Source organism: Planktothrix rubescens CCAP 1459/22 (assembly GCA_904830895.1).
Lineage (GTDB): Bacteria > Cyanobacteriota > Cyanobacteriia > Cyanobacteriales > Microcoleaceae > Planktothrix > Planktothrix agardhii.
Window position 1 is genome coordinate 3,417,282 of record LR882958.1, and the last position, 17,367, is coordinate 3,434,648.

15 protein-coding genes are annotated in these 17,367 nt (G+C 36.5%); 7 read left to right on the forward strand and 8 right to left on the reverse strand.

Annotated elements, in window-relative coordinates; genetic code table 11:
* Positions 1-164 precede the first annotated feature (164 nt).
* The gene (locus NMG86_RS15985; RefSeq protein ID WP_081694491.1) at positions 165-2,867 is read left to right on the forward strand and encodes a DNA methyltransferase; all 2,703 of its coding nucleotides are present in this window, start codon (positions 165-167) and stop codon (positions 2,865-2,867) included.
* A 73-nt stretch (positions 2,868-2,940) separates the two neighbouring features.
* Here NMG86_RS15985 and NMG86_RS15990 read toward each other — a convergent pair whose 3' ends face one another.
* Together NMG86_RS15990 and NMG86_RS15995 are read right to left on the reverse strand one after the other, a co-directional pair.
* The gene (locus tag NMG86_RS15990; protein ID WP_026798047.1) at positions 2,941-4,422 is read right to left on the reverse strand and encodes a M16 family metallopeptidase; all 1,482 of its coding nucleotides are present in this window, start codon (positions 4,420-4,422) and stop codon (positions 2,941-2,943) included.
* 61 nt (positions 4,423-4,483) lie between these two features.
* Positions 4,484-5,959, reverse strand: a complete 1,476-nt coding sequence (locus tag NMG86_RS15995) for a M16 family metallopeptidase (RefSeq protein WP_036843571.1) — start codon at positions 5,957-5,959, stop codon at positions 4,484-4,486.
* A 289-nt stretch (positions 5,960-6,248) separates the two neighbouring features.
* Here NMG86_RS15995 and NMG86_RS16000 point away from each other — a divergent pair, with 289 nt between their 5' ends.
* Positions 6,249-6,857 carry a TetR/AcrR family transcriptional regulator gene (locus NMG86_RS16000; protein ID WP_043936916.1) on the forward strand — a complete coding sequence of 203 codons (609 nt, stop codon included), beginning with the start codon at positions 6,249-6,251 and terminating at the stop codon, positions 6,855-6,857.
* Positions 6,858-6,864: 7 nt separating this feature from the next.
* Here NMG86_RS16000 and NMG86_RS16005 read toward each other — a convergent pair whose 3' ends face one another.
* Entirely contained in the window at positions 6,865-7,299 is a 435-nt protein-coding gene (locus NMG86_RS16005) for a DUF4332 domain-containing protein (protein ID WP_026786127.1), read from the reverse strand.
* A 183-nt stretch (positions 7,300-7,482) separates the two neighbouring features.
* Between NMG86_RS16005 and NMG86_RS16010 the strand changes: the two genes are divergently transcribed.
* Complete coding sequence (locus tag NMG86_RS16010) at positions 7,483-8,865, forward strand: aminopeptidase P N-terminal domain-containing protein (protein WP_026798048.1); 1,383 nt, start codon at positions 7,483-7,485, stop codon at positions 8,863-8,865.
* A gap of 12 nt (positions 8,866-8,877) precedes the next feature.
* Positions 8,878-10,530 carry a glycosyl hydrolase family 28-related protein gene (locus tag NMG86_RS16015; protein WP_052338751.1) on the forward strand — a complete coding sequence of 551 codons (1,653 nt, stop codon included), beginning with the start codon at positions 8,878-8,880 and terminating at the stop codon, positions 10,528-10,530.
* A 19-nt stretch (positions 10,531-10,549) separates the two neighbouring features.
* Here NMG86_RS16015 and NMG86_RS16020 read toward each other — a convergent pair whose 3' ends face one another.
* The 3 genes from NMG86_RS16020 to NMG86_RS16030 all read right to left on the reverse strand — a co-directional run bounded on the left by NMG86_RS16020 (position 10,550) and on the right by NMG86_RS16030 (position 13,238).
* On the reverse strand, positions 10,550-11,785 hold the full coding sequence (locus NMG86_RS16020) for an ABC transporter substrate-binding protein (RefSeq protein WP_026798049.1): 1,236 nt from the start codon (positions 11,783-11,785) through the stop codon (positions 10,550-10,552).
* Positions 11,786-11,922: 137 nt separating this feature from the next.
* Positions 11,923-12,372, reverse strand: a complete 450-nt coding sequence (locus NMG86_RS16025) for a DUF29 domain-containing protein (protein ID WP_026798050.1) — start codon at positions 12,370-12,372, stop codon at positions 11,923-11,925.
* Between the two features lie 8 nt (positions 12,373-12,380).
* Entirely contained in the window at positions 12,381-13,238 is an 858-nt protein-coding gene (locus NMG86_RS16030) for a helix-turn-helix domain-containing protein (RefSeq protein ID WP_026798051.1), read from the reverse strand.
* A gap of 394 nt (positions 13,239-13,632) precedes the next feature.
* Here NMG86_RS16030 and NMG86_RS16035 point away from each other — a divergent pair, with 394 nt between their 5' ends.
* Together NMG86_RS16035 and NMG86_RS16040 are read left to right on the forward strand one after the other, a co-directional pair.
* Positions 13,633-14,043: a surface-adhesin E family protein gene (locus tag NMG86_RS16035; RefSeq protein ID WP_026798052.1), complete on the forward strand. Its 411-nt coding sequence runs from the start codon at positions 13,633-13,635 to the stop codon at positions 14,041-14,043.
* 52 nt (positions 14,044-14,095) lie between these two features.
* A complete protein-coding gene (locus tag NMG86_RS16040) occupies positions 14,096-14,494 on the forward strand; it encodes a surface-adhesin E family protein (RefSeq protein WP_026798053.1) in 399 nt (132 codons plus the stop codon).
* A gap of 130 nt (positions 14,495-14,624) precedes the next feature.
* Here the strand turns inward: NMG86_RS16040 and NMG86_RS16045 are convergent, their stop codons facing one another.
* Together NMG86_RS16045 and NMG86_RS16050 are read right to left on the reverse strand one after the other, a co-directional pair.
* A complete protein-coding gene (locus tag NMG86_RS16045; protein WP_026798054.1) occupies positions 14,625-15,071 on the reverse strand; it encodes a DUF29 domain-containing protein in 447 nt (148 codons plus the stop codon).
* A gap of 13 nt (positions 15,072-15,084) precedes the next feature.
* The gene (locus NMG86_RS16050) at positions 15,085-15,531 is read right to left on the reverse strand and encodes a DUF29 domain-containing protein (RefSeq protein ID WP_026798055.1); all 447 of its coding nucleotides are present in this window, start codon (positions 15,529-15,531) and stop codon (positions 15,085-15,087) included.
* A 274-nt stretch (positions 15,532-15,805) separates the two neighbouring features.
* Between NMG86_RS16050 and bchB the strand changes: the two genes are divergently transcribed.
* Positions 15,806-17,332: a ferredoxin:protochlorophyllide reductase (ATP-dependent) subunit B gene (gene bchB / locus NMG86_RS16055; RefSeq protein ID WP_026786121.1), complete on the forward strand. Its 1,527-nt coding sequence runs from the start codon at positions 15,806-15,808 to the stop codon at positions 17,330-17,332.
* Positions 17,333-17,367 lie beyond the last annotated feature (35 nt).

The following is a 17,367-nucleotide window of genomic DNA, read 5'->3' on the forward strand; positions in this document are numbered from 1 at the left end:
TTATATAGCAATCCTATTTGAGTTGTAGGGATAAATGAGCCTGAAACCCAGGCACAGCAAGGAGCCAATATTAGAACCTACTTAGGATTGCTATAGATATAAATTATACTGATAATTAGTGTATACTTGAGTAAGTTAAAATTTTGAATTCAGTAATGAACTCAATGAAAATAAAACAAACTCCAGAAATTGAACTTCACTATCAACAAAACTTCCAGGAATTCATAAATTTTCAAGATATTCCCTATAATCAAACTGATTTAGGTACAGCCTATTGGGGAAATAGCTTGGAACTGATGAAAAATATTCCTGATCAAAGTATTGATCTGATCTGTACTTCTCCTCCCTTTGCATTAATTAGAAAAAAAGAGTATGGTAACAAAGATCAATATGAATATATTAAATGGTTTAGAGAGTTTGCTCAAGAGTTTTACCGAATTTTGAAACCAAAAGGATCTCTAATTATTGATTTGGGAGGAAGCTGGATTAAAGGTTATCCTGTTCGATCTCTTTATCATTTTGAACTGGTTATAGATTTATGTAAACCAAAAACAGAAGGAGGTTTAGGATTTTTCTTGGCTCAAGAATTGTATTGGTATAACCCGGCTAAACTTCCGACTCCTGCTGAGTGGGTAACAGTGAGAAGGGAACGGGTAAAAGATGCGGTGAATAATATTTGGTGGCTGTCAAAAGATCCTCATCCAAAAGCCAATAATAAAAGGGTCTTACGACCTTATAGTGAGGCAATGAAAAATTTACTAAAAAATGGTTATGATGCCAAATTGCGTCCATCTGGCCATGATATTTCTACAAAGTTTAGTAATGATAGAGGAGGAGCTATTCCCCCAAATATTATTGATGGTCAAATTGAAAAAGAATATGGAGAAATTGGCTCTCCTATTCTGGGATTTTTTGATTGGTTATTCATCAATGATCTGGCACAGCCTGTTAATGTTATTTCTGCTTCTAACACATCTTCTAATGACTATTATCAAAGACGTTGTAAAGAAACAGGAATTAAACCTCATCCGGCTAGATTTCCTCAATCTTTACCCGAATTTTTTATTAACTTATGTACAGAACCGGGGGATTTAGTATTAGATCCTTTTGCGGGTTCTAATATGACAGGTCGGGTTGCAGAAACCCTACAACGAAGATGGTTAGCTTTTGAAATTAATGAAACCTATCTTCAGGCTTCTAAATTTCGTTTTGAAGCTGATTCTCCCTTGGTTGTAAAACCACTTTCTCCTGAAAAATCTGTTAAACAGCGAGTGATTGATCAGATTCAGTCTATGTCCCCTATTTATCAATTGTCGGATAGTTCTCAAGATGCTATTCAGTTAACCTTACCATTCCTAGAAGAAGAATTAGAAATCATGGAAAAAAAACAACTTAAATTTACCTATGGTCATCAATTTGAACCAAAAACTTTTAATCTAGTTGAAATCATTCAACTCTGTATTGATTGTGAACAAAATCGCAGAACTTTGCAAGAACAGATCGCTAATCAATATTTTTCCAACCATTCTAAAAAAAATAGTGATCCAGATCAAGCAATTGCTAATATCTCTAAATTAGCAATGAATACTTACTTATCTTTAAGAGCTTATAAGCTAGTAGAAACAGTAGATAATGATGCTTGGAGGTATCAAGTTACAGCCGTAGGTCGTGAAGTTTTGAATGCTCAGGATAATCTGCAAGAAGCAGCCAAGATTTTTGCTCGTCATATCCTGAGCAATCTTACAGGAATGTCTTTATTAAAAGCAATTGAAGCTATTAATTCCAGAGCAGATAAACCCGAATTACAAATTATTGCTTATGAGTTACAAGAAATGGGATATCAGTTAGATCCTAAAGCTATTTATATTAGCACGATGCGTCAGTGGTTAGAACTAGCTGGAGTTTTTGAACGACAATATGAAATTAATTGGGATATAGTTGCTGAACTTTTAGAATTAGATCAGGATTATATTGATCAGCTTTATACACTAACCCCAGAGCAAAAATATTTTTTGCTGGCAATGATTCATCTCGATATACAGGAATTAACACCCTCTAATAAAATCGCGGATTATGTAACCAGTGTTTATAAAGTTCGACTACCCGAAAAACTTTTAGTTAAAGCGATAATTGAACCTTTGGTCAAGTTGAGGTTAATTGAAGCTCAAAAAAGTACCACTGGTCGAGGTGGAGGCAGAGTAGGTACAGCTATTAAATTGACTGAAAAGGCAAGAATTGATCTGGTGTCTTGTTTGATTAAAAGTATCGCCGATTTAACAGAATTATCACAAACAGAACTGAATAGAAGTTTTGAAGATGTTGTTAATGATCTCGATAGTAATGATAAATTTGTTAAAGGTAAAGCTCTGGAATTATTAGCAATTTGGATGATTCGCTTAACTAGCTTAAGGTTCACAAAATGGCGGAAGCGAGACTATGAAACCGGACAAGGTGAAGTTGATGTTTTAGCAGCTTCAGATCGTTTTGTTTATCATCGTTGGCAAATTCAGTGTAAGAATACTAAAAAAGTTGATGTAGATATATTAGCTAAAGAAGTTGGGATGACTTTTGTGACAGGTGCAGATGTTGTTATGATTGTAACAACGGGACAATTTACACGAGATGCGTTTCAATATGCTTACAGAATGATGGAGGTTTCTCGGTATTATATGATTTTGCTTCAGTCTGAAGATATTGAAGCAATTAAAAAAGATAAAACCAGTATTATTTCAATTTTAGATAGAAAAGCTCGCAGGGTTTTTGCCAAGAAAGAATTAGGGATTACGGATGAACAAGTTAATGAAATAGAGGAAGAAGAATTGGCTTTAGATAATTTTGATCCAGATGTTAATGATCTATTAACTTAAAAAGAAAAATTACCTGAATTAAGGAAGATGAGAAAATGAGTTAAATCCGATAAATCATTTCCTCACCTTAACATTAACTCCCAGGAATCGTCACATCAATTGTGGTGACTTTTGATTGATTATCTAAACTACTTAAAGCCGGATTAATCAAAGCTTTATTTCCGACAACTAAGATTACTAACTTGTCGAAATTAAGATATTGTTGAGCGACTCGTTGAACATCTTCGATGGTTGTTGCTTGAACTTGACGTTGATAATCAAAGATAAAATCCTTGGGATAACCATAATATTCATACTGCATTAAACGGGATAAAGTTTGAGCCGGATCTTCAAACTTAAAGATAAAAGAATTTAAGGTAGATTCCTTTGCATAGGTTAATTCTTCCGACTTAATGGGTTCTTTTTTTAACCGTTCAATTTCATTTTTTAACCCTTGAATTAATGGAACTGTTGTTTCAGAACGAGTTTGTCCTCCAGCATTAAAAACCCCTGGATAATCATAACTTGCACCCCAATAGCCATAAACAGAATAGGCTAAACCTTGGCGCGATCGCAGATTATTAAATAACCGTCCACCGAACCCATTTAACACCCCATTCATAACCGCCAATTTGGGATAATTGGGATCATTTAATAACCCGCCTAAATGACCCATTTCCACATAACTTTGATTTAGTTGTGGCTGATCAACAAAGAAAATACCGCCCAAATTAGCTTGAGAAACCGCAGGAAGGGGAGGAATAACCGCCTTTTGACTCGGTTTCCAAGTTCCTAATTTTTCATCAATTAAAGCCTTGATTTTTGCTCGATCAAAATCCCCCACAATTCCCAAAATCATAGTTTCAGGATGAAAATATTTTTCATAAAAATCAACTAAACTCTCGCGGCTGATATTTTTCAAGGTGGAATATTCTGTGATGCGGGCGTAGGGACTATCTACACCATAAATCAGCTTAACAAACTCCCGAGAAGCAATGTCTCCGGGGTTATCATTCCGACGCGCAATTCCGCCTTTTGCTTGAGTTTTTGCTAAGTCTAATTGATCTTGAGGAAACAGAGGATTACGAATGACATCCGTAAACAATCCAAACACTAAGTCTAAATCTTCTGTTAATCCTGAAAATCCAGCACTACCAGAAGTTGTAGAAATCCCGACTTCAACGGAGGCGGCTTTTTGTTCTAATAATTGATTCAATTCATCGCCAGAATTTTGACGAGTTCCCCCATTCCGCATCACCTCTGCGGTAATACTTGCTAAACCAACTTTATCCGCAGGTTCAAATCGATCTCCGGTGCGAAATAACGCACTTCCTCCAACTAAGGGAAGTTCATGATCTTCGACTAAATAAACTATGATTCCATTGTCTAATTGATAGCGTTCATAATCAGGAAGTTTAAGGGTGGGTAAGGGAGGAAAAGTTAAATCGGTGTAATGTTTGGGCGTGGAAGCGATCGCCGGAATATGGCTAAAAGCAGTAAAAAAGAAGGTCGTTAGCAACAATCCAATCCAAAAAAGTATGGATTTTTTCAAGTTTAGGGTTTTCAAAGTCAACATAGTGAATCGAAAGGTTAATCAGAATAGAATGAGTCAGGATAAAATCAGGTGAATTTAAAGTTTATTCGTCGGATAATAGGCGGCCAATGGTGCGTTTTTGCGGAAGAAATACCTCTTGAGCCACCCGTTGAATATCTTGGGGAGTAATGGCATCAATTTTTTCTAATTCCTCAAATAAGTTTATCCAAGATCCGGTTTTGACTTCATATCCAACTAAAGCAAATGCCATGCCCATATTAGAATCTAAGGATCTTAACAAACTGGCTTTAGCTTGAGTTTTCACCCGATCTAATTCGGTTTCAGACACCAATTCTGTTTTCAGTCGTTCAATTTCTTTGCGTAGGGATACCGCCACTTCATCCACGGTATGACCGGGTGCTGGCATAGCATAAAATAACATTAAATTGGCGTATTTATTACCAGGATATCCACTTGATCCTTGAGCAGTTAAAGCAATTTGTTGTTCTTCAACTAAGGACTTATACAAACGAGAAGTTCGACCATCACTCAGAAGACTAGAAATCATATCATAAATCACAGAATCAGGATGATTTGCCGCCGGACTGGGATAACCTTCTAAATACCAAGGTTGAGTTTTTAAGGTTAAAGTCACTTCCCTGGTTTCGGTTTGAGGCGGTTCAACAATATTTAATTCAGGGGGTTTCGGTCTGGCGGGATAACGACCAAAATAAATTTCTGCTAAACGTTTGACTTCGGTGGGGTCAACATCCCCGACAATTGCTACGGTTAAATTATTAGGAACATAGTAGGTTTCAAAGAAATTTTGAACATTTTCACGAGTCAAATTTTCTAAGTCTTGTACATAACCAATCACCGGACGACGGTAGGGATGTGCTTTGAATGCTGTGGCGGAAAATGCCTCGATCATTTGACCAATGGGAGAATTTTCTGTCCGCAAGCGACGCTCTTCTAAAATGACTTGTTTTTCTTTATAAAATTCTCGAAATACGGGTTCTAAAAATCGCTCGGATTCTAAGGACATCCATAGTTCTAATTTGTTAGCAGGAAGGCTATAAAAATAAGAGGTAGCATCGGCGGAGGTTGTTGCATTCAGTCCCACACCTCCAGCTTGTTCTAAAATTCTACCAAACTCATTTTGCTTGACATATTGATCAGCTTCGCGACTTACTGTTTCTAAATCAATGATTAATTGTTTTAGTTTTTCCTGATTTCCTTCAGCTTTAGCTTGTTTAATTTGTTCAAAAATTTGATCTTGCTTTTCTAAAAGAGGTTGTTCAGCTTGATAATTGGTTGTGCCAATATGTTGGGTTCCTTTAAAGGCTAAATGTTCTAAATAATGGGCGACTCCCGTTTGTCCATCGGGTTCATTAGCTCCTCCAACATCGGCATAAATTAAAAAAGAAATAACCGGAGATCGATGTCTTTCTAAAACAATAAATCTCATGCCATTATCGAGGGTAAATTCTGTAATTTCTCGCTTCACTCGTTTTAAATACGGTTGAATTGAAGAATCTGAAGGGGCAATTTCATCGGCCCAAACAGCTTGAAATCCCATTACCCAGAATAAACATAGACTTAACAGCGCAACGGACAAACGTTTCCCCAGTAAGGATAGTTTGTGAGTTCTTTGTTTCCCTCGGAAAAAATAATCCCAAAACATAGGTTTTTAGCGGTATAACTTGACAAAAATTCGAGAAGCAACTAAGGTCTAATCTATCTTAAAATATCACAAAATCAGAATTTTAACCGTAAAAATATCAAAGCATTAAGAGTTATATCGTTTCCGCTCGGTCTTCCCCAACGAATGATAGGCTCAAACCAGAGCCACATAAGATAAAAAGGTTATGTCGCATCTCCATTCCCCTACAGCATTGGAATTAGAAAACCAGATTCTACTGGCAGCCCGGGGGTTATTTGCCCGCAAAGGCTATGATAGTACCACTACTCGTGATTTAGCGACAGCCGCCGGGGTCGCCGAAGCTACTTTGTTTCGACATTTTGCTAATAAAAAAGCGATTTTGATTGCCATTGTGATTCAGGGATGGGCGGAAATTTTAACGGATTTACTAACAGAATTGAGTTCTATTAGTAACTATAAATCCATGGCACAATTGTTATATCGACGGATGATAAATCTCCATGAAAATGCAGATATGATGAGAATTTGTTTTTTAGAAGCTCAAGTGCATCCTGAATTACGCGATCGCCTTCAATCAGAAATTATTAATAAAATGATTGATGTAACCGAGGCTTTTTTTGAAACAGCAATCCAAAAAGGAGTATATCGTCCGATGAATCCTAAAATTGTTGCCCAAGTATTTCTAGGAATGTTTGCAATTGCAGGATTTAGTTATAATACCCTCCTAGAACCCAATGCTTCCCCCCAAGAAATGAAAGAAATGGCGGAAGGATTGGCTGATATTTTCCTGAATGGAGTATTAGCAAAAGAATAAAAAAACGTTATAAAAATCTAGCTTGTTGCACCCATTGTTGAATTTGATCAACGGACGGACATAAATCTCGACGCTGTAAATTAACCACATAAAAACGGAGGATTTGTTGATGTAAACGATGGACGGATAACTTAGTTAAATGGTGAACTGAACTCACTCCCGCATGAAGCAAAAGTCCACAATATTCACAACCAACCCCAGGAATCCTCGCTAAGTCCGCCATGGCAATCCATTTGTTAATATCTCTAATATTAATCTGGAGCAAATTGGCTAAAATCATTTTTTCGGCGGGAGTTTTGCCTTGTTTTAACAGTTGATTGGTGGTTTTAATGCCATAATTGTTTAATCGGGTTTGATTGTCCGAATTCAACCCCGGAAGTTGAGAAATCGGCCAATTAACCCCTTGAATAGAGTTATGGGAGTTCGGTTTAAAAGATGTCATGATCTTGTTCTTGTTGGTTTCAGTTTGAGGCGGTATCATCCTCCTCAATTTGTGCTGTTTGATTCTAACCTATTTTTTTCTAAAATTCAGGGTGGGCTGTTCAGGATTTACACCCTATACTTTAGATAAAGATGATACTAACACTAGCATCACTTAAATTAAAATTACCCAAATTTCGATTAAATTATGTTATTTAATTCTTCCCAATTCCTGATTGATACCCTCCGCCAACGGCGCCAAAAACTCGGCTATTTAATTGATTTTCCGGCAATTTTGTGGTCGGGTCGTGAATCTTCCCGCAATTTTCCTGCTAATATTTATCCCTTTCGTGCTAGTAGTCATTTTCTTTATTTTGCTGGATTTCCCTTAAAAAATGCAGCGATTCGTTTGTATGAAGGTGGCTTAGAATTATTTATGGATGATTCCCCCGAAGGTAGCGCCCTTTGGCATATCGAAATCCCCCCAAGAAATCAGATTGCAGAAATGATCGGTGCGGATTTTTCCTATCCCTTATCAGAATTATCTGTTCATCTTGAAGATGCGGCAACTATTCTGGTACAAAATCCGATTACCGCCAACGAACAGCGTCAATTATTGAATTGTCCTTTAAGATCAGCAAAAGAGCCCGAAGGAATTGATTTAGAATTAACCCAGGCAATTATTTATTTGCGTCTAACCCATGATGGTCAGGCATTACAGGAGTTGCGCCAAGCCGCAGAAGTTAGTATTCAAGCCCATAAAAGGGGGATGAAAGCAACAAAAACAGCCCAATTAGAAGCAGAAATTCGTGGGGCAATGGAATCGGTAATTATTAGTCATAATATGACCTGTTCCTATAATAGTATTGTGACGATACAGGGAGAAGTTTTACATAATCAACACTATCATAATCGCTTACAATCTGGGGATTTACTATTAGCTGATGTGGGGGCGGAAACGGTGCTAGGATGGGCGGCGGATATTACCCGAACTTGGCCAGTTTCGGGAAGATTTTCCCCGACGCAACGAGATATTTATCAAGTGGTTTTAAAGGCTCATGATAGCTGTATTAATTCTATCAAACCTGGGATAGAATATCAAGAGATTCATCGAATTGCAGCAATAATAATTGCTGAAGGATTAGTCGATTTAGGAATATTAAAAGGAAATCCAGAGGATTTAGTCGAACAGGATGCCCACGCCTTATTTTTCCCCCATGGAATCGGGCATTTATTAGGCTTAGATGTGCATGACATGGAAGATTTGGGGGATTTAGCTGGATATGAACACGGACGAGTGAGAAGTCAACGGTTTGGCTGGTGTTTTCTGCGGTTAAATCGTCCCTTAAAACCCAGGATGTTAGTAACAATAGAACCCGGTTTTTATCAAGTTCCGGCTATTTTAAATGATCCTAAAAATCGAGAACAATATCAAAATATTGTTAATTGGGAACGTTTAGAACAGTTTGCCGATGTTCGAGGCATTAGAATAGAAGATGATGTCTTAGTCACGGAAACGGGAACAGAAATTTTAACCCAAAGTTTACCCACATCTATTCAGGATATAGAAGATTTAGTCAAAAATTAATAGTGTAAATTTATGCTGAGTCAACAACGAATTAAACGGTTTATTATCTTTTTCCTGGGAACTCTAATTGTCACGGGTTTAACCGTAGCTGGTTATGCCTTTACAACTCTATTTTTATCCAATACTCCTACAACAGAATCCCCGATTAGTTTGGCTGACTGTGGGAGTTCTAAGGGCGGAGAAACAGATAATGTAATCTTAACTTTTTATGGTAATAATACCTATCCTTGGGCGAATAAAATCCAGTGGAATTGTGTTTATAATATTAAAGATTTCTCCGGTTCAAATTTAGTAGAACAGTTCAATGCTGCGCGAGATGCAGCCTTTAATCATGGTGGAGGAGTGGTTTATTTTCCATCGGGAACCTATATTTTTAATGATAGCATAAAACTAAAATCCGGTGTGGTTATTCGAGGAGAAACTCCTGCTATTAAATCCGCAAAAGCTAATAATTATAATCCCCCCTCAAAATTAGTTTTTCCTAAATATGAACCCCAACTTTCAGGAGACGGAACCCCGAATGAAACCGCTTTCAAAAGTATTCAAACCCTGACACCCAACCAAGATAGTAATATTGGGATTATTAACCTAGATATTAATCGGGCTTCAATTAATATAATCGGAGATTTAGATAACAGTAAAAGTAGTAATATTATAATTTTTGGAGTTCGTAGTAATAACGTAGCAAAACCCGACCCTCAAGTACCTAAACTGGAATTTCAGAACCCTTGGCAACGCTATAGTCATCGCTTTGCTTCTAATATTGAACTTACCGGATATGAAAATATTTTAGTGGCGAATAATCGAATTAATGATAATATTACTGATAATTATGAACAACCTGGATATCAGTTACAGTCCAAAGATAAAAAGACAATTTTAACCTATCAAGATGGTAGTAAAGTCCCCTTTAATTATAGCAATCATTATGGAATTGTTGTTAATAGAGGTGGGAAACAAGGCGGGTTTAAATTAGCTGGAAATCCCACTAACGAACCCGGACTATTTAGAAAAGGCATTGTGATTCGAGATAATTGGGTTTACCATACCATGCGAGTAGGAATTCATGCGGCGGGAGATGGTTTAATTATCCAAAATAATGATATTCAAGACCAAGCAAATAAACAATGGTGGACAGACCCCACGGGTACTAGAGAAGCAACGGGGGCAGTTACCTTAGAAAATAGAGGAATTGATTTTTCAGGATGGAATGTTTTAATTGAGGGTAATAACTATCAAGTTTATCGACATAAAATTGGGGATACAAAATATTTAAGTGTGGATGGAGAAGGGATTTTAATGCAGGAATGTTGTGGGGGAACAACGGTTAAAAATGTTATGATTAAAAATAATCAAGGAAATGCTTATATTGGACTCTATAAAGTTCAAGAAATTAATCATGCAACTATTGAAAATAATCAAATTTTAGGTTCTGATATTTTTGTTATGGCAGATACGAATAATCAACCATATAGAATGAATCAGGTTAAAATTATTAATAATCAAGTTTCTGGGAATATTCTGGCGAAAGCCAGTTTGGGCGGTCAGGGGAATGAAATTTCAGGAAATAGAGGAAACCAGGGCGGAAAACTAGAGTATTCCTGTTCCATTGAAGTTAATAATAACTCAGGATTTAATACTCAGCCCTGTTTTCCATTACGCTAATTTACCATCACGTTTTTTTCTATTTTAAATAGGTAAACTTACCATTTTTTCCCGTTTCATCCATTTTAATTTGGGCAACATAAAACTTTTCTTGCACCACTTCACCTTCGGGTGTAAAAGAAATATTGCCTAAAACCGTTTCATATTTTCCTGATAAAATTGCTTGATTTAATTGTTCTCTTAGCTGTTCTAAGGATAAACTATCAAGTTTATTTTTCTGGTCAACCGCTTTTAAAGCATCCACAAATACTTGAACTCCGGCGAAGGCTTGGGCGGTAAATTGCGGGGGTTCTTTTTTATTCTGGGCTGCGTAAGTTTCCCGAAAGGTTTTATTAATTGGATTATCAATTTCAGGACTATAGGCTTGGGCAATAATTACCCCATCACATTCTTTTTGACAGACGGAAAAAATATTAGAAGTATTTAAACCATTCCCCCCAATAATTAATCCTTGATAGCCCAATTGTCTTAACTGTTTAATTAAATTTCCTCCATCGGCAGCCAGTCCCGAAATAATAATTAAATCTGGGTTTAAATTAATTCCGGCGGTGGCTTGATTTTGAAAATCCGTGTCGGTGGTTTGGAATTTTTGAACCGTTACCAAATCTAGGTTTAAATCCTTAATAGTTTGCTGAAAAGTCTCCGTTTCTGATTTACTAAAAGCATCATTTTGAGCATAGAAAACCGCGACTTTTTTAATATCAGGATTGATTTTTAATGCCGCTTTTACAGCATTCGGGGCGACAACGGCAACGGGGGCAGAAACCCGGGCAATATAATCACCAATTTGAGGCACTCCTTTGGCGGTATTAGAAGGGCCTAAAACCGGAACTTTTGCCCGTTCCGCAATGGGGTCAGCGGCGAAGGCTTGTTGAGATAAAGAAGGGCCTAAAATGCCCACAACTTTCTGTTGAGTAATTAGGGTATTAAAGGCATTAATTGCCCCTTGTTCATCGCCTCCCCCATCTTGGAGAGCTAATTTAATTGGAGTGCCATTGACGCCTCCTTGTTGATTAAAATATTGTTCAGCCATTTTCGCCCCAATCACCTGTTCTTGTCCTAATAAGGCGGCGTTACTGGTTTGGGCGAGAACGACTCCAATTGGAATTCCTTTAGAATTTTCAACGGTATTTGTCGTGGAATTGGAATTAGAAGCAGGGTTATTTCCAGATGGTTGAGAGGGACTACAGGCTAATACGAAAGCCCCGGTTATTCCTGATAATAATAGAGGGATAAATTGTTGTCTTTTAATCATGGCGGTAAAATTATATAAAAATAGTGAGTTTTTTCAACTCAAGAGATAATCTAATTATACAACTATTTTTAATTGTAGACAAGTGGATATTTAGAGCAGGGTGGTAAAATCAGTGAGCGAGGACGTTCGCACTACATTTAATTATAATAATCAAATAAAGTGTATTTTTCTTCAAATACCTCTTGCCAAGATAAAGATATTAATGGGCATTTTTTTCCCATTTCATCCTCCGCATCCTTAATCGCTCGTTGAAAACATTGTTCCCAAATTGAATCAATAAAATTTTGGTTTAAACTGGGAACTTCTTCTTGAATATCAGCAATTTCTTGACGCGCCGAACGAATACTAATAGACCAACTACCACTCCGTTTTTCCGGTTGACATTTCCATTTAATAACGTGCATCATTAACCGGGTTAATTGACTTTTTAAAGCTAATTTCTTGGATTTTCCCATAGATTCAATTAAAACCGCTAACCCAGATCCGGCTTCCATAAATTTTTCCTCCTCTAATAACTCTTGAATTGCGATCGCGGCTAAATATTCCGAACTCGCCGCCAACCATTCCCAATCTTTTCCAGTTTCCATAATAACTCTTAAGTTTGATTCAAAATTTCTAAAAACTCTTGCACTACTTTATTTGCTTCTTTTATACATTGCTCCGAGCTATAATACTTAACTACAGAGATGCTATGATAATTATCGATATGAGTTAAATGTTCATTCCAATTTTTTCGATCATTATCTAATTTTAAATCCTCAATATTAAGAATTCCCCACTTTCCTCGATCACAAATTAGAAAGTCTGTTTCTTGATTTTCTCTCCCCTCTTGAGTTGTTAATCTTACCTTGGATTTAGGTAAAAATATTACCCCCGTTTGATCGAGTGCTACGGCAATTTTTACTTCTGCTTCTGAGGAAAATTGCAAACCTTTCCAACAGTAAATTTTATTATCCCCATTGTGGAAAATTTGTTGATGATGTTCTAAATCTGAGCGTAGATCCTCTAATTCAGTAACTTCTGATTCAGACACGAGATCTAATGATGAATCACTTGATCTCGAATAAAATTTATTTAAGTTAGTAATTAATAGGGGAGTTTCACTTAAATTAGCAATACTTAAACTAGCTCCATTTAATTCGGCTCCACTCAGATTAATCTCAATGAATCGATATCGATTCCCAGATAAATTAACTTCCTCTCGCTTCAAGTATCTCCTCACAACTGACTTGAGATTATCTTTTTTAACTTTTTCCCCAAAAGCTTCAGAAAGTCGCTTCCAAAGTTTTGATCCGACATCCTTAATATACTCATAATCATATTCAGTTAAAGTAGAAATTTCTCGATAGGATTTTCCTTCCCAAACATGGCGAAAAACAATCTCTTGGACTTTATTTAAGCCTCGATCATCTAGCACCATCTCTGTAATTGTTAGGGCTTCATCAACAGTCATAGGTCAAAAATTATTGCAAGTAGAGTATAAAATTCTATATAAAAAAACAAGAATTGTAAAATTCTACTTAAGACTGAGACTAATTTTAGCATAAGTTATCAGAATTTATGACTTTTTTATGACTTTTTTATGACTTTTTCTCACTGACAAAACAAATTCAACAGGGGTAAAGTAAGTATATATACATTAACAGAGTTAATTACTTCGGTTAGTGATCATTACTGTTTCATCAATATTCACCTAGAAATACTACATCCAAGTCAAGACTTTAACCCAGCATGACACGGAGTAGAGTTTGGTCAATCATTGAGCAGGTAAAAGTCACAACCTTTGCTATCGGTTTAGCTTTATTGTTAATACAAATTTAATTAGTCAGACTAAAGGGGAAAAACTAATGTTGCGTAAAATCATAACCTGTCTATCGGTACTATTTAGTATTATATTTGCCTCTCCTCCTGGATTGACTCAACAAGAGTGGGTGTTAATAGAACGTGGTAATCAGGGTACAGAATTATTTATTGATAAGTCTTCTATAAAACGTTTTGCAAATGGAAATAGAAGGGAAAATCTTGTTCTTTACTTACAATATATGAGGAATGAAAGAGAAAATACAAAAATCTATGCTGTATTTTTAGTGGACTGTGAGACATCAATGTTTGCTATTATGAGCCAAAAAAATTACGAGCTTAATAGTGGTCGCTTGTTAAACAGTGTAGAGTATGGACTCAATGCAAAAATGGAACTCTTACGGAAGGATTCTATATTACAAAGTGGAGCTATTTTTGCTTGTACAGGTCGTCAATAAAATATTAGTTGATTGAGTCTTTATTTGTGCCAGATTAAAAAGGATAAAGCTGATGTTTCGTAAAATTATAGCATCTGTTTGTGTATTATTTAGTTTTACAGTTGTCTCTCCTCCTGGATTGACTCAACAAGAGTGGGTATTAATAGGGTATGGGAACAACAATGAAGAACTTTTTGTTGATAGCGCTTCTATACGGGGTTATTCAGGGAGAGGTGGAAGCGTTGTTGTTTACCTGCAATATATAAAGGATGAAAGAGAAAATAGAAAACACTATTATTCTACGTTAGTAGATTGTCAGACATTTATGTTTGCTATTATTAACATAACAACCTATGAATTTAATAGTGGTCGCTTATTAGAAAGCGTAGATTATGGAGGCAATGCAGAAATGAAACCTTTAATCAAAGATAGTTTAGGACAAAAAGCTGCTATTTTGGCTTGTAAAAAATAATAATAAATAGGGCTAAATGTCTTTTTTTTGAGATTAAATTAGTTTTTTAACTTGTAAATATACACTGGAAAATAGAAACGATAAATAAAAAAGTTGGTGCGTGCGCTGCGCTTACGCATCCTACGGATTGTTAATTATAATTAAATAAACTATATTCTTCCTCAAATACCTCTTGCCAAGATAAAGATATTAATGAGCATTTTTGATTCATTTCTGTTTCCGCTTCTTTAACCGCTTTTTCAAAACATTTATCCCAAATTGAATCAATAGTATTGCGGTTCAAACTGGGTGTATCTTCCTGAATTGCTTCAATTTCATTCCGCGCTGATAAAATTGTAGTTGACCAACTAGAAGTCCGTTTTTGGGGTTGACATTTCCACTTAATAACATGAGCCATTAACCGAATTAACTGACTTCTTAACGCTCGTTTATCAGATCGTCCCATTGCTTCAATTAATGCCTCTAAACCTATCGTAGCTTCCATAATATCTCCCTGTTTTAAACAGTTTTTAACTTCTAATGCCACTAGATAATGAGAACTCATGGCTAGATCTTTCCAATCCATTTGAGTTGACATAAACCCCTTCTCCTTAATTATAATCAAATAAACTATATTCGTCTTCAAATACTTCTTGCCAAGATAAGGCCGTTAATTGACATCTTTTGCTCATTTCACTTTCCGCTTGTCTGATGGCTTTTTTAACAGAAGTTTCCCAAATTGATTCCAGGTAATTTCGATTTAAACTGGGAACTTCTTCCTGAATATCAGCAATTTCATCTCTGGCGGAAATAATCGTGGTTTCCCAACTGGAAGTCCGTTTTTCTGGTTGACATTTCCATTTAATAACGTGCATCATTAACCGGGTTAATTGACTTTTTAAAGCTAATTTCTTGGATTTTCCCATAGATTCAATTAAAACCGCTAACCCAGATCCGGCTTCCATTAATTTTTCCTCCTGTAATAACTCTTGAACAGCGATCGCAGCTAAATATTCAGAACTCGCCGCTAACCATTCCCAATCTTCTGATGTTCGCATTTTTACCTGAATAGAAAATAATTCAAATCATACTTTTAATTATATGTCAAGTCTTTGGGATTGAACTTAACATTTCTATTTAATTTAACAAAATATTGCTCAAAATTTAAGAATTATTGCAGTTAAACAATGTTATTATTGTTTTAGTGTCAAAATGAATTCTAAAATAGAGATTAAATTGCGATCGCTATGTATAAATACTCCTAGCGATTGGCACAATTTCTGAGAATATAAAACAAGCTGTCCTCATCACCTATCAACGGAGAAACACGCTATGAAATTAGCTTATTGGATGTATGCTGGCCCCGCCCATATTGGCACCCTAAGAATTGCCAGTTCCTTCAAAAATGTTCACGCCATCATGCACGCCCCTTTAGGAGATGACTACTTCAACGTCATGCGGTCTATGTTAGAAAGGGAACGGAACTATACACCTGTGACCGCTAGTGTTGTAGACCGGAACGTTTTAGCCCGGGGTTCCCAAGAAAAAGTGGTTGATAATATTGTTAGAAAAGATCGAGAAGAACATCCCGATTTAATTGTATTAACTCCTACCTGTACTTCTAGTATTTTACAAGAAGATTTACAAAATTTTGTTGAACGTGCCCAACTCGATGCTAAAGGCGATGTCATGTTAGCCGACGTCAATCATTATCGCTTTAATGAACTGCAAGCTGCTGACCGGACATTACAACAAGTGGTTCAATTTTATCTGGAAAAAGCCAAGAAAAAAGGCGATATTCCTGAAGGAAAAACCGAAAAACCCTCGGTTAATATTATTGGAATCTCTACCCTCGGTTTCCATCACCATCATGACTGTACCGAGTTAAAACGGTTAATGGTAGATTTAGGAATTGAAGTTAATGAAGTGATTCCTGAAGGAGCATCAGTTCACAACTTAAAAAACCTGCCTCGCGCTTGGTTTAACTTGGTTCCCTATCGAGAATTAGGGTTAATGGCAGCCAAGTATTTAGAAACAGAATTCGGGACACCTATAGTTGATATTACGCCGATGGGAGTGGTTGAAACCGCCCGTTGTATTCGCAAAATTCAACAAGTAATTAATGATCAGGGGGCGAATGTTGATTATAGTGAATATATTGATAATCAAACCCTGTATGTGTCTCAAGCCGCTTGGTTTTCCCGTTCCATTGACTGTCAGAATTTAACCGGAAAAAAAGCCGTTGTGTTTGGGGATAATACCCACGCCGCCGCGATGACAAAAATTCTGGCGCGAGAAATGGGAATTCACGTCGTTTGTGCTGGAACCTATTGCAAATATGATGGCGATTGGTTTAAGGAACAAGTGAGTGAATATTGCGATGAAGTTCTGATTAGTGAAGATAACGGTCAAATCGGAGATATGATTGCCAGAATTGAACCTTCTGCTATTTTTGGAACCCAAATGGAACGTCATGTTGGGAAACGTTTAGATATTCCCTGTGGTGTGATTGCTTCCCCAATTCATATTCAGAATTTCCCCATTGGTTATAAACCATTTTTGGGTTATGAAGGAACTAATCAAATCACCGATTTAATCTATAATTCCTTTACCTTGGGAATGGAAGATCACCTCTTAGAAATCTTTGGCGGACACGATACTAAAGAAGTGATTACCAAAGGAATTTCGGCGGGTTCGGATTTGAATTGGACGCGAGAAGCTCAAACCGAACTGAATAAAATTCCTGGGTTTGTGCGTAGTAAAGTTAAACGCAATACCGAAAAATTCGCCCGTGAACGAGGTTTCAACGAAATTTCCTTAGAAGTGATGTATGCGGCCAAAGAATCCGTAGGAGCTTAATTTTAAGGTTGACATTGCCACCTTTTTTGTTACAA